General features: G+C 60.3%; 10 protein-coding genes. 9 read left to right on the top strand and 1 reads right to left on the bottom strand.

The window, feature by feature from the left end; all coding sequences use genetic code 11:
• Nucleotides 1–63: 63 nt before the first annotated feature.
• The 9 genes from I2I01_RS02680 (at nucleotide 64) to ftsZ (ending at nucleotide 12276) form a co-directional block, all read left to right on the top strand.
• Nucleotides 64–1536, top strand: coding sequence for a UDP-N-acetylmuramoyl-L-alanyl-D-glutamate--2,6-diaminopimelate ligase (locus I2I01_RS02680; protein WP_196284869.1), 1473 nt, complete (start codon nucleotides 64–66; stop codon nucleotides 1534–1536).
• Nucleotides 1537–1687: 151 nt separating this feature from the next.
• On the top strand, nucleotides 1688–2908 hold the full coding sequence (gene mraY, locus I2I01_RS02675) for a phospho-N-acetylmuramoyl-pentapeptide-transferase (protein ID WP_196284868.1): 1221 nt from the start codon (nucleotides 1688–1690) through the stop codon (nucleotides 2906–2908).
• 99 nt (nucleotides 2909–3007) lie between these two features.
• Nucleotides 3008–4402 carry a UDP-N-acetylmuramoyl-L-alanine--D-glutamate ligase gene (gene murD / locus I2I01_RS02670; RefSeq protein WP_196284867.1) on the top strand — a complete coding sequence of 465 codons (1395 nt, stop codon included), beginning with the start codon at nucleotides 3008–3010 and terminating at the stop codon, nucleotides 4400–4402.
• 68 nt (nucleotides 4403–4470) lie between these two features.
• The gene (locus I2I01_RS02665; RefSeq protein ID WP_196284866.1) at nucleotides 4471–5667 is read left to right on the top strand and encodes an FtsW/RodA/SpoVE family cell cycle protein; all 1197 of its coding nucleotides are present in this window, start codon (nucleotides 4471–4473) and stop codon (nucleotides 5665–5667) included.
• Between the two features lie 99 nt (nucleotides 5668–5766).
• On the top strand, nucleotides 5767–6849 hold the full coding sequence (gene murG / locus I2I01_RS02660) for an undecaprenyldiphospho-muramoylpentapeptide beta-N-acetylglucosaminyltransferase (protein ID WP_196284865.1): 1083 nt from the start codon (nucleotides 5767–5769) through the stop codon (nucleotides 6847–6849).
• Nucleotides 6850–6917: 68 nt separating this feature from the next.
• Nucleotides 6918–8315: a UDP-N-acetylmuramate--L-alanine ligase gene (gene murC / locus I2I01_RS02655; protein WP_196284864.1), complete on the top strand. Its 1398-nt coding sequence runs from the start codon at nucleotides 6918–6920 to the stop codon at nucleotides 8313–8315.
• 70 nt (nucleotides 8316–8385) lie between these two features.
• On the top strand, nucleotides 8386–9144 hold the full coding sequence (locus I2I01_RS02650; protein ID WP_196284863.1) for a cell division protein FtsQ/DivIB: 759 nt from the start codon (nucleotides 8386–8388) through the stop codon (nucleotides 9142–9144).
• 84 nt (nucleotides 9145–9228) lie between these two features.
• Complete coding sequence (ftsA, locus tag I2I01_RS02645; protein ID WP_196284862.1) at nucleotides 9229–10650, top strand: cell division protein FtsA; 1422 nt, start codon at nucleotides 9229–9231, stop codon at nucleotides 10648–10650.
• A gap of 120 nt (nucleotides 10651–10770) precedes the next feature.
• Nucleotides 10771–12276 (top strand): cell division protein FtsZ, encoded by a 1506-nt coding sequence (ftsZ, locus tag I2I01_RS02640; RefSeq protein WP_196284861.1) that lies wholly within the window; start codon nucleotides 10771–10773, stop codon nucleotides 12274–12276.
• Between the two features lie 86 nt (nucleotides 12277–12362).
• Here the strand turns inward: ftsZ and I2I01_RS02635 are convergent, their stop codons facing one another.
• A complete protein-coding gene (locus tag I2I01_RS02635; RefSeq protein WP_196284860.1) occupies nucleotides 12363–13196 on the bottom strand; it encodes an FkbM family methyltransferase in 834 nt (277 codons plus the stop codon).
• Nucleotides 13197–13234: the final 38 nt, after the last annotated feature.

Below are 13234 nucleotides of genomic sequence, written 5' to 3'. Positions count from 1 at the left end.
CACCCCTGATTCGTCTGGCTCCCCTCTCCCCACGGACAGGGGCCGGGGTGAGGCTCAACCCACATGATTTCCCTACCGCTCTTTTCGCTGCTCACCGATGTACCCGTGCTCAGCCAGCACGGCCCCACCGATGTGCCCATCACCGGCCTTACGCTCGACTCGCGCGAGGCAGCGCCGGGCGTGGCCTTTTTTGCCCTGCGCGGCACCGCCACCGACGGTCATAAGTTTATCGAAGGCGCGGTAGAAAAAGGACTGGCCGCCGTGGTGTGCGAAGTACTGCCGGCCGTGCTAAACCCCGCCACGGCCTACGTGCTGGTGAAGGACAGCGCCGAAGCCCTGGGCCACATGGCCGCCGCGTTTCACGGGCACCCCTCGCGGCAGCTAAAGCTGGTGGGGGTGACGGGTACCAACGGCAAGACCACCTGTGCCACCCTGCTGCACAAGCTGCTGCGCGAGTTGGGCTACCACTGCGGCCTGCTGAGCACGGTGCAGAACCAGATTGACGAAGAAATCATCCCGAGCACCCACACCACGCCCGACGCCATCCGGCTGAATGCGCTGCTGGCCCGCATGGTGGCAGCCGGCTGCACCCACGCCTGCATGGAAGTTAGCAGCCACTCGGTGGCGCAGCACCGCGTCACGGGCCTGCGCTTCGCGGGCGGCGTGTTCACCAATCTTACGCACGACCACCTCGACTACCACGGCACTTTTGACAATTACCTGAAGGCCAAAAAGGGCTTCTTCGATGCGCTGCCCAAAACTGCTTTCGCCCTCACCAACGCCGACGACAAGCGCGGCCCGGTGATGCTGCAAAACACCGTTGCCCGCCGCGAAACCTACTCGCTGCGCGGGGCGGCCACCTTCCGGGCCAAGCTGGTGGCCAACGAAGTGCACGGCCTGCATCTCGAAATCGACGGCCGCGAAATACTGTTCCGTCTCATCGGCGTGTTCAATGCCTACAACCTGCTGGCCGTGTACGGCGCGGCCGTGTTGCTGGGCGAAGACCCCACTGAGGTACTCACTATCCTCTCGGGCCTGACTACGGCGCCTGGCCGCTTCGAGCCGGTGCTGTCGGGGCAGCAGGCCATCACGGGCATCATCGACTACGCCCACACCCCCGACGCACTTGAAAACGTGCTGCAAACCCTGCACGAAATACGCCAGCCCAGCCAGCACATCATCACGGTAGTGGGCTGCGGTGGCAACCGCGACGCGGCCAAGCGCCCCATCATGGCCAACCTGGCCGCCCGCTTGTCCAACAAAGTCGTCCTCACCTCAGACAACCCGCGCTTCGAAGACCCGCTCGAAATCCTGGCCCAAATGCAGGCCGGCGTGACCGCGCCCGACTCCGCCAAAGTGCAGACCGTGCCCGACCGCCGCGCCGCCATCGAAACCGCCGTGGCGTTGGCCGGCCCGAATGATATTGTGCTGGTGGCCGGCAAAGGCCACGAAAATTATCAGGACATTCGCGGCGTAAAGTCACACTTTGACGATAAGGAAGTGTTGACCGAAGTTTTTACTCAATTAAATAAGTAGCGTTGTGTCGTCTTTGATTCTCCTGTCATCCTGAGCGCAGCGAAGGACCTTATCACCGCAGAACGAGAGGTTCTGACTTGATAAGGTCCTTCGCTGCGCTCAGGATGACAGGCGGCGCATAGTACGCAGAACGCCTACCAGACTCCCCCGAATGCTTTATTACCTTTTCCGTTACCTGCACGAACATTTCCACCTGCCCGGCGCCGGGGTGTTTCAGTACACCACGTTCCGGGCCGGGCTGGCGGTCGTGATTTCCCTGCTCATCGCCCAAACCTTTGGCCACCGCCTCATCAAGCTGCTGCAGCGCAAGCAGGTGGGCGAAAGCATCCGCGACCTAGGCCTGCAGGGCCAAAACGAGAAGAAAGGCACGCCCACCATGGGCGGCCTCATCATCATTCTGGCCATTCTGGTGCCGGTGATTTTGCTGGCTCGCCTGCGTAATATCTACATCATTCTCATGATACTGAGCACGGTGTGGTTGGGCTTGATTGGCTTCCTGGACGACTACATCAAGGTGTTTCGTAAAAACAAAGAGGGGCTGAGCGGGCGCTTTAAGGTGCTGGGCCAAGTGGGCCTCGGCATCACGGTGGGCTGGGTATTGTTTTATAGCAATGAAATCACCGTGCGCGAGTACCTGCTGCCCAACGGCACGTTCTCAGCCATCGAGGCCAGCAAGGTGTTCAAAGACGTGCACCTGATGATTACCACGGTGCCATTTATGAAGAACAACGAGCTGAACTACGGTGACCTGTTTGCCTCGGCCGGTACGCTCTTCAACGGCCTCTACGGCCTGCTCTACATCCCCATCGTCATCTTCCTGATAACGGCGGTGAGCAACGGTGCCAACATCACCGACGGCCTCGACGGGCTGGCAGCGGGCACCTCGGCCATCATCGGCGTCACGCTGGCCATTTTCGCTTTCGTGAGCGGCAACGCGCTACTGGCTGATTACCTCGACGTCATGTTCATCCCGGATTCGGGCGAATTGGTTATTTTCTGCACGGCATTCGTGGGCGCGTGCATCGGCTTCTTGTGGTACAACAGCTACCCGGCGCAGGTATTTATGGGCGACACGGGCTCGCTGGCGCTGGGCGGCATCATTGCAGTGCTGGCCCTCATTGTGCGCAAGGAATTGCTGATTCCGGTACTGTGCGGTGTGTTTCTGATTGAAAACCTGTCGGTCATTGTGCAGGTGAGCTACTTCAAATACACCCGCAAAAAGTACGGTGAGGGGCGCCGCCTGTTGCGCATGTCGCCCCTGCACCACCACTACCAGAAACTCGGCTACCACGAATCCAAAATTGTGTCGCGCTTCTGGATTGTGGGCATCATGCTGGCCGTTATTACCTTGGTTACGCTGAAGCTGCGCTAGAAAATACCTGTCATCCTGAGCGGAGCGAAGGACCTTATCACGGTCGCGCCGCCTCAGTCAGTTTAAGTAACCGTGATAAGATGCTTCGCTTAGCTCAGCATGACTGACCAGAAGAACATCGTCATCCTCGGAGCCGCCGAAAGCGGGGTGGGGGCCGCGCTGCTAGCCCAAGCCAAGGGCCACACGGTATTCGTGTCGGACCGCGGCACCATTCAACCCGATTATAAGCAGCAGCTCACCCAGGCCGGCATTGCCTTCGAAGAAAACCAGCACACGCTGGACCGTATTCTACAAGCCGATGAAGTGGTGAAAAGCCCCGGCATCCCCGAGAAAGCGCCCGTGATTCAGGCGCTGCGCGAGAAGCAGATTCCGGTCATTTCCGAGATTGAGTTTGCCGGGCGCTACACCCGCGCCAAGTGCATCTGCATCACCGGTACCAACGGCAAAACCACCACCACCTTGCTCACTTATCACCTGCTGAAGGAAGCGGGCCTGCGCGTGGGCCTGGCCGGCAATGTGGGCTTCTCACTGGCTGAGCAGGTGATTGAAGACAAGTTCGACTACTATGTGGTGGAGCTGAGCAGCTTCCAGCTGGATGACACCCAAGATTTTCAGCCCTGGGTGGCCATTCTGCTCAACATCACCCCCGACCACCTCGACCGGTACGGCTACTCGCTCGAAAACTACGCCCAGGCCAAGCTGCGCATCACCCGCAACCTCGACAGCAGCGGCGCTTTCATCTACAACGCCGACGATGAGGTGACGGGCAAATATTTCCAATCGGCTTTCATGGCCGCGCAGCAGTTGCCGTTCAGCCTTCACCACCGGCCCGATGCCTGGCTGGCCGGCTACTACACCGGCGAAGACACGCTTTGCACCAACCTGGCGCCGGGCCTCAGCGAGGACGGCGGCGTGGAAATCAGTATTGCCCGCTCGCCCCTCATCGGCCAGCACAACCGCCAGAACACCCTGGCCGCCGTGCTCGCCGCCCGCGTGGCCGGCCTCGAAGCCGAACAGATTGAGGCCGCCCTGGCCACCTTCCGCAATGCCGACCACCGCCTGCAGCTGGTGGGCGAAATCAACGGTGCGCGCTACATCAACGACAGCAAGGCCACCAACGTGGAAGCTGCCTGGTATGCCCTCGACGGCATTCATGAGCCTATCATTTGGATTGCCGGCGGCACCGACAAGGGCAACGACTACAGCAGCCTGCTCAGCCTGGCCGAACACCGCGTGAAGGCCCTTATCTGCCTCGGCGTGGATAATACCAAGCTACATACCACGTTCGACCCCATTGTGCCGCACGTGGAGGAAACCCAAAGCATGAAGGACGCCGTGCAACGCGCCGCTGCTCTCGCCGCCCCCGGCGACGTGGTGCTGCTTTCGCCCTGCTGCGCCAGCTTCGACCTTTTCAAGAACTACGAAGACCGGGGCCGGCAATTCGCCGCCGCCGTCGGTGAATTAGGTAACGAGGGTAAGAAGGTAGGAGGGTAGGAGTTTCCTGCTTCAACCCTGCTAACACCTCCTATCCCCATACCCTCCTTCCCTCATACCCCAACGCCATGGAACCCGTAAAAATCTGGCTGCAGCGCAACCTCAAAGGCGACCCTATTTTGTGGGCCATAGTGTTGCTGTTTTCCTTCATCAGCATCGCGGTGGTGTATTCGGCCACTGGCACGCTGGCCTACCGCAACGAAATGCACGGCCGCTCCGGCTCGGCCGTGGAGATGATTGCGCTCAAGCACACGGCCCTGATTGTGGCCGGGCTGGGGCTGATGTGGCTGGCCCACCGCGTCGACTACCGCTACTACTCGCGCCTGGCGCTGTACGCGCTGCTCATTTCGGTGCCGCTGCTGCTGTTCACCTACCTGCTGGGCGGCGAAACCAATGGCGCCTCGCGCTGGATGACCATCCCGGTCATCAACCAAACCTTCCAGCCCTCCGACTTGGCCAAGCTGGCCCTGATTTCGCACCTGGCCAGCATGCTTAGCCGCCGCCAGCAGCATTTGGAAGACTTCTGGAGCACGCTCTTTCCGGTAATGCTGTGGGTGGGCATCATCTGCGGCCTCATCGCCCTCACCAACGCCTCCACGGCTTCGCTGCTGTTTGCTACCTGCCTGCTGCTCATGTTCATCGGCCGGGTGCCGCTGCGGCAGATGCTGGTGATGGTGGTCATTGGCGTGACGGTGGGTGGCACGGCCCTGGCCAGCGGGCAGCGCTGGAAAACGGTGCAGTCGCGCCTCACCAACTTCTCCGACCCTACCAAGAAAACGCCCTTCCAGCTCGAACACAGCTACATCGCCATTGCCACCGGCGGCATCGCCGGCAAAGGCCCTGGCAAAAGCACCGAGCGCAATATTCTGCCGCACCCGTATTCCGACTTTATCTACGCCATCATCATCGAAGAGTACGGCCTGATTGGCGGCGCCGTGGTGCTGCTGCTCTACATGGCCTTTCTCTATCGAGGGCTAAAAACGGTGATGAACAGTTACGGCGCCTTTGGCGGGCTATTATCAGCGGGGCTTAGTTTTAGTCTCGTGATGCAAGCGTTGGTAAACATGGGCGTGGCCGTGGGGCTGGGCCCCATTACCGGCCTGCCGCTCCCGCTGCTGAGCATGGGCGGCACCTCGCTCATTTTCACCGGCATCAGCATCGGCATCATCCTGGCCGTGAGCCGCGGCGAACCCGAAGTGCGCCCCATGGTGGGCGAAGACCCCGACGCGGCCCGCATCCCCAGCCAGCGCACGGCGTATGCGTAGCCGTTCTGGTTGTCAGTTATTCGTTGTTAGTTGTCAGTTTCGGCTACTTCTGGCTCCGTTAAAAGCTGACAACCGACAACGAACAACTGACAACCAAACATGAAATTCATCATCTCCGGCGGCGGCACGGGCGGGCACATCTTCCCGGCCGTGGCCATTGCCAACGAATTGCGCCAGCGCCTGCCCGACGCCGAGATTCTGTTTGTGGGCGCTAACGGCCGCATGGAAATGACCCGCGTGCCCGAAGCTGGCTATAAAATTGTGGGCCTCGACATTACCGGGCTGCAGCGCCGCCTCACGCCCAAAAACCTGCTGTTTCCGGTGCGGGTGTTCCGCTCGGTGCGCAAGGCCGGTAAACTGATTGAGGAATTCCGGCCCGATGCCGTGGTGGGAGTGGGGGGCTACGCCTCGGCGCCCGTGCTGCTGGCAGCCACCTCCCGCGCTATTCCAGCCCTGATTCAGGAGCAAAACTCCTATGCGGGCCTGGTGAACAAGCTGCTGGCCAAGCGGGTGAACAAGATTTGCGTGGCCTACGACGGCATGGAAAAGTTTTTCCCGAAGGACAAGCTCATCCTCACCGGCAACCCCGTGCGCACCGAAATAGCCAGCGGCGACCGCGCCGAAGCCATCAAGTTCTTTGACCTCGACCCCAGTAAAAAAACGATTTTGGTGATAGGTGGGAGCCTCGGCGCCCGTACCCTCAACCTGGCCACCGCCGCCGCCATTTCGCGCTTGCGCGACGCCGGCATCCAACTGCTCTGGCAAACGGGCAAGCTCTATTTCCCCGAAGCCCGCCAGCAAGCCGACCAGCCTCACAACCTGCACGCGCTGGAGTTCATCCAGCGCATGGATTTGGCCTACGCCGCCGCCGATGTGGTCATTAGCCGCGCCGGGGCCCTATCGGTCTCCGAACTTTGCCTTACCGGCAAGGCCAGCATTCTAGTGCCCTCGCCCAATGTGGCCGAAGACCACCAAACCAAAAACGCCCTCGCTCTGGTAAGCAAAGGTGCCGCCGTGCTCATTACCGACGAGCACGCCCCGTCGCGCCTCTACGACGAAGCCCTGCGCCTGCTGGCCGACCCCGAACGCCAAAAACAGCTCAGCACTCGCGTGCGCGAACTGGCCCGGCCCAACGCCACGGCTACGATTGTGGATGAACTGCTGAATTTGATAAAGAAGTAAAACGGAAAAAGAACGTCATGGCTTGGCTGCGCTCGACGTGATGTTCAATCAAACCCCACCGTAAGAATTTGAACCAGTTCCCCTACGTTTTCTTTCTTGGCATCGGCGGCATCGGCATGTCGGCACTGGCGCGCTGGTTTCAGGCCAACGGCCACCAGGTAAGTGGCTACGACAAAACTGAAACGCCGCTGACGCGCGCCCTGACCGCCGAAGGCATTGCCGTGCACTATGCCGATGCGGTGGAGAACATTCCAGCCGCCGTGCGCGAAAACCGCGACCAGACCCTTGTCGTTCTCACGCCCGCCATTCCGGCCGACAGCGTGGAGTGGGCGTGGCTGCGGGAGCGGGGCTACGACATCCGCAAGCGCAGCCAGGTGTTGGGCGTGCTCACGCAGGGTCGCTATACCATTGCCGTGGCCGGCACCCACGGCAAGACCACCACCAGCAGCATGGTGGCTCACCTGTTGCACAACGCTGGCCTCGACGCGGGCGCCTTTCTCGGCGGCATTGCCGTTAACCTGGGCAGCAACCTGTTGTTGCCCGCCACGCCCGAGGCCCCCATTGTGGTGGAGGCCGATGAGTACGACCGCAGCTTCTTGACTTTGTTTCCGGATGTGGCCATCGTCACGAGCACCGATGCCGACCACCTCGACATCTACGGCGACAAAGACGCGCTGGTAGAATCTTTCCGCCGGTTTGTAGCTCAAATTAAGCCTGGCGGCACCCTGCTCATCAACCACACCGCCGACCCCAGCGTGGCCGCCGCCGCGCCGGCCGGCACGCGCGTCATCCGCTACGGCCTCAATGCCGAGCAGGGCCCGGACCTGTTTGCCGCCAACATCACGGCCGAAGGCCACCAGTTCCACTTCGACCTGCACGGCCCCCAAGGCACCGTGGCCGACCTGGAACTGGCCGTGCCCGGCTACCACAACGTGGAAAACATGCTGGCCGCCGCTAGCGTGGCTCAGTTGCAGGGCGTGACGCCCGAGAAGCTACGCGCCGCTGTGGCCGCGTATCGGGGGGTAAAGCGCCGGTTTGAATTTGTCGTAACAACGCCCAAAAACGTCTATCTGGACGACTATGCCCATCATCCGCGGGAGATTGAGGCCTTTTTGCGCTCGGTGCGGGCCCTATATCCGGGCAAGCGGTTGCGCGTTATTTTTCAGCCGCACCTCTTCACCCGCACCCGCGACTTTGCCGAGGGCTTTTCTCAAAGCTTAAGTATTGCAGATGAGGTATTTTTGTTGGATATTTACCCAGCCCGTGAGAAGCCGCTGCCGGGTATAACTTCCGCAATCCTTTTGGCCGACATCGCCGCTCCCGTCAAAGCCATCCGCACCAAAGAAGAAGTGCTGGCTGCCGCGCAATCCGACGCGGATTTTGACGTTCTGGCCACAGTGGGCGCCGGCGACATCGACACGCTGGTGCCGCAACTAAAATCCATCCTTACCGAGCGCTGGAAATAAGCGTTGCCACTGGCCAGGTGCTTTGCCCGCCAGCGGCTTAAATCTACCAATCCCTTTAAATCATCCTGCTTTGGACCGCACCGTTAGAAACCTACTTGTTGCCGCTGCTTGCCTCCTGGTGCTGGGCGGGCTGGGCGTATTTGCCGTGGTGCGCCAAGCCACCCGGCCCGTGAGCGAAGTGCGCGTTAACATCGCCAACGAGTTCGACAACTACTTCATCAGCGAGCGCGGCGTCACGGCCCTGCTCACCAAAGGCGGCAAGGAGCCCGTGCTGGGCAGCCGCCCCGAGGGCCCGCGCCTCCGCGAGCTGGAAGCCCGCCTAAAGGCCCACCCCTTCGTGCGCGAGGCCCAGGTGTACCGCGACCTAGGCGGCAACCTGCATGCCGACGTGCGCCAAAACCGCCCCATTGCCCGCCTCACGCACCCCGACACCCGCCTCGATACCTACGTCGACGCAGAGGGCCATACGCTGCCGCTATCGCCCCTGTTTACGGCCCGCGTGGCCACCGTGGCGAGGGCCAATGGTGCCAACCTACCAACTGGATTTTTCCAGGATAGCACCGGGCGTCGCTATCTGGAGTTTTTGCGCTACGTAGACGAGCATGAATTCTGGAAAGCCCAGGTTTCGGAGGTATTCATTGAACCAAGTGGCAAGCTTTCGTTCACGCAGCAAGTGGGCGACCAACGAATAGAATTCGGGCTGCCCGAAAATATTTCTGAAAAATTTGCGAAGCTGATGGTATTTTACCGTCAAATTCCCTCAGTTTTGGGGTGGGACACCTACCACCGCGTAAACGTAGAATACCAAAATCAAATTATTTGCGAATAGTAATTCGCTGAAACATAGGCCATAAGGCCGCTGTTTTCTTGTTTCCAACTCACCGCTTCTTCACTGCTCGCCAGCACTGTTCCCATGCAACAAGATAAAATCGTCGTCGGGCTCGACATTGGTACCACAAAAATTTGTGCCCTGGTGGGCCGCAAAAACGAGTTCGGCAAACTCGAAATCCTGGGCATGGGCAAGGCCGTGTCTGAGGGGGTTTCGCGCGGCATCGTGCTCAACATCGACAAGACCGTAGACGCCATTAAACGGGCCATTCGGCAGGCCGAAGAACAATCCGGAATTAGCATTGGAGTGGTAAACGTCGGCATTGCCGGCCAGCACATCAAGAGCCTCCAACACAACGGCAGCATCACGCGCAACTCGCACGACACCATCGGGCCCGACGACGTGAACCGCCTCACGCAGGACATGTACCGGCTGGTGACCCAGCCCGGCTCGCAAATCATCCACGTGATGCCGCAGGACTACAAAGTGGACTACGAGGAAGGCATCGCCGACCCAGTGGGCTACGAAGGCGTGCGCCTGGAAGGCAACTTCCACATCATCACCGCCCAGAGCACGGCCATCAACAACATCAACAAGTGCGTGACCAAGGCCGGCCTCGAAATCGCCGACCTTATTCTGGAACCGCTGGCCAGCTCCATGTCCATCCTCTCGGAGGAGGAGAAGGAAGCCGGCGTGGCTTTGATTGACATTGGCGGCGGGACCACCGACCTGGCCGTGTTCAAGGACGGCATCATCCGCCACGCGGCGGTGCTGCCATTTGGCGGCAACATCATCACGCAGGACATCAAGGCCGGCTGCAACGTGGCCCCCGGCCAGGCCGAGCAGCTGAAGGTAAAGTTCGGCAAAGCCATTGCCCAGGAAGCCAGCGACTATGAAATCGTGAGCATCCCCGGCCTGCCCAACCGTCCGCCCAAAGAAGTTTCGCTGAAAAACCTGGCGTACATCATTGAGGCCCGCATGTCGGAAATCATGGAGCTGGTGTATGCCGAAATCTACCGCATGGGCCTGCACGACAAGCTGTCAGCGGGCATTGTGCTCACCGGCGGCGGCTCGCAGCTGCAGAACCTGGAGCAGCTCACCGAGTACATCACCGGCCTCGACACCCGCATTGGCTACCCCAACCAGCACCTCGGCAAGAGCCGCATCGAAGCGGTGAAATCGCCGATGTACGCCACTACCGTGGGCCTGGTGCTGTCGGGCTACCATTCGCTCGATGAGCGCAACCTCTCGCGCACGCCCTACGACTACGAAGAGCAGCTACACGCTGCCCCGGCTTACTACGCCCCGCAACCGGCTGCGGCTCCCGCACCGGCGCCGGCTCCGGCCGAACCTCGTGCGGTGGTGCCCGCCGCGCCGGCCCCGGCTTCGGCGCCCGAACCGGCCCCGGTTAAAAAGGAGCCCGGTGCTGCCAGCCGCTTTTTCCGCGACATCATCAGCCGCACCAAAGGGCTGCTGATTGACGACTACGACGATAAACAGTACTAAATCTGCCTGTCATGCTGAGGAACGAAGCAACTTCTCACGGCTGCGTTTATCAGAGTCATTAACCCAGTGCGGCGCGGGCGCGATGAGTTGTTTCGCTTCGCTCAACATGACATTTTTCTTATGAATTACAAATTCGATATTCCGGCCCAGAATAAATCCATCATCAAGGTGATTGGTGTGGGGGGCGGGGGCTCCAATGCCGTGAAGCACATGCACAAGCAGGGCATCAAGGACGTGGAGTTCATCATCTGCAATACCGACCACCAGGCGCTGCAAAGCTCCACGGTGCCCAACAAGCTGCAAATTGGCGTTGACCTGACCGAAGGCCTCGGCGCGGGTGCCAAGCCGGAGCGAGGCCGCCAAGCTGCCATTGAGAGCAAGGAGCAGATTCGCGACTTGCTCAACCAAGGCACCAAGATGCTGTTCATCACGGCCGGTATGGGCGGTGGTACCGGCACGGGCGCGGCCCCGGTGATTGCGCAAGTGGCGCAGGAGCTGGGCATTCTCACGGTGGGCATCGTGACGGCGCCGTTCATGTTTGAAGGCAAGAAGAAGCGCCAGCAGGCCGAAGAGGGCATCAAGGCCCTGAGCGAACACTGCGACACGGTGCTGGTGATTCTCAACGACAAGCTGCCGCAGATTTACGGCAACCTGACGATGGGCGCCGCTTTTGCCAAAGCTGATACGGTACTGACCACGGCCGCCAAGTCCATTGCCGAAATCATTACGGTGACGGCCGACGTGAACGTTGACTTTGAAGACGTGAAAACGGTGATGAAGGACAGCGGTGCTGCCGTGATGGGCAGCAGCGTGACCGAAGGCGAAAACCGCGCCCGCCGCGCCGCCGAGGAAGCCCTGAACTCGCCGCTGCTCAACAACACCGACATTCACGGAGCACAGCGCATTCTGCTCTCCATCATGTCGGGCGCCGAGCACGAGCTGGAAATGGACGAACTGACGGAAATCACGGAATACATCCAGGAGAAAGCCGGGCAAGACGCCGAAATGATTTTCGGCCACGGCATTGATGAGTCGCTGGGCCAGAGCATCCGGGTGACGGTAATTGCCACAGGCTTTGCCCGCGAGGCGCATTCCATCACCACGCCCGCCATGGGTGGTGCTGCCGCTGCCGAGCCGGTTGCTGCCGCACCGGTGGCTGAGGTTCCGCGCCCGGAAGCCCAAGCTCCCAGCGCTCCGGCGGCTGCCAGCGCGGCACCGTTTGTGCCCAGCTTCGGTGCCCCAGAGCCGGCGCGCGTGACGTTCGACCTGAACGGCCCCTCGGCCCACACGGCCCCTCCGCTGGCAGGTATTCCGGCCACTGCGCCCGGTGAGCCTGTGCTGACTTCCAACGCGCCCGTTCCGGCGCCCGAGCCAGCCGCAGCTGCCGGTCGCCCGCGCCCGGCCATGGATGCCCAGGCGCTGGAGCGCCGGCGCCGCCTGCAGGAGCTCAGCAACGGCCTGCCGCCCGAAGCCGTGAGCCAGTACGACACGCCCGCTTACCTGCGCCGCCAGGTGAAGCTGGAGAACGTGGAGCCCAGCTCGGCCCAGAATATCTCGCGCTTCAACCTGTCGGACGACAACGAGCTGCTGGGCGACAACCGCTTCCTGCACGACAACGTGGACTAATTGAGTTGCTTCATTAGCGCTAACCAAAAAAGCCCGCCACTGAAATTTTAGTGGCGGGCTTTTTTGGTTAGCGCTGAAATTTGCGGCTAAGCGTTGGGCGTGGCGTAAAAGTCGAAGTGCTTGTATTTCAGCATGTCTTCCTTGCGCGTGATGGGAATGATGTCGGTGGTGGCCACAAAATCGGTGAAATAGAACAGGGAGTAGCCAAGGGATTCCAGCAGGTTGAATTGCTCGAATTTCTCTTCATCAGAGTTCTTGCCGAAACATTCGGAAATGATAACGGGCTTGTATTTGGTGATGAGCCCGGCAATGGAGCGAATGATTTCCTTGTCGTAGCCTTCGGTGTCGATTTTGATGAGCGTAAGCTTGTTGAGGAAGTCGGGATACTCTTTTTCGAGGAAAGCTTCGAGGTTGACGCCTTTGATTTTCGTGCTGAGGGAGTACTTGCCGTGTTTGTTGCTGGCGGTTTTGGAGATGCCGCCGTTGTTAAAGGACGCCTCGGAAGAATTGTAGTAGAACTCGTCGTCTTGCTCGGAGATGGCGAGGTTGTGGGCCCCGATGCGCACCAGCCCGGGATTGAGCGTGGCGTTGCGCTGCAAAATTTCGAACACGTAGGGGTTGGGGTCGAAGCCGAGGGTGAGGCCGGTGGGGCCGGTGGCCAACGCCATTTGCACGGTGGTATGGCCAATGTTGGCACCGATATCGATGGCAAAATCACCGGGATGGAGAAATTTCTTGAAGAAATCGACCGTCTCTTTGGTGAAAACCTTCTTCTCTACCAGCGGATTTTCCCAGTTCGCAAACTGCACCTGCCCGTTGCCGATGCCGGGAATGGCAAACGTATCGAGCACCATGGGGTGCTTTTGCGTGATGCGGCGGGCCATCTTCCGCTTAAAGGAATTAACGAGGTAGTTAAACATACAGGTCGGAACTGGAGGTGGGCGAGGGAAATAATTAG

The organism is Hymenobacter properus, assembly GCF_015694735.1.
Classification (GTDB): Bacteria; Bacteroidota; Bacteroidia; order Cytophagales; family Hymenobacteraceae; genus Hymenobacter; species Hymenobacter properus.
The sequence above is the reverse complement of the archived record's forward strand: the minus strand, read 5'-3'. Positions and strand labels throughout refer to the sequence as shown.

Coding starts and splice junctions, on each gene's coding strand:
- I2I01_RS02680 (WP_196284869.1), top strand. CDS start 64: ATGATTTCCCTACCGCTCTTTTCGCTGCTCACCGATGTACCCGTGCTC.
- mraY (WP_196284868.1), top strand. CDS start 1,688: ATGCTTTATTACCTTTTCCGTTACCTGCACGAACATTTCCACCTGCCC.
- murD (WP_196284867.1), top strand. CDS start 3,008: ATGACTGACCAGAAGAACATCGTCATCCTCGGAGCCGCCGAAAGCGGG.
- I2I01_RS02665 (WP_196284866.1), top strand. CDS start 4,471: ATGGAACCCGTAAAAATCTGGCTGCAGCGCAACCTCAAAGGCGACCCT.
- murG (WP_196284865.1), top strand. CDS start 5,767: ATGAAATTCATCATCTCCGGCGGCGGCACGGGCGGGCACATCTTCCCG.
- ftsA (WP_196284862.1), top strand. CDS start 9,229: ATGCAACAAGATAAAATCGTCGTCGGGCTCGACATTGGTACCACAAAA.
- ftsZ (WP_196284861.1), top strand. CDS start 10,771: ATGAATTACAAATTCGATATTCCGGCCCAGAATAAATCCATCATCAAG.
- I2I01_RS02635 (WP_196284860.1), bottom strand. CDS start 13,196: ATGTTTAACTACCTCGTTAATTCCTTTAAGCGGAAGATGGCCCGCCGC.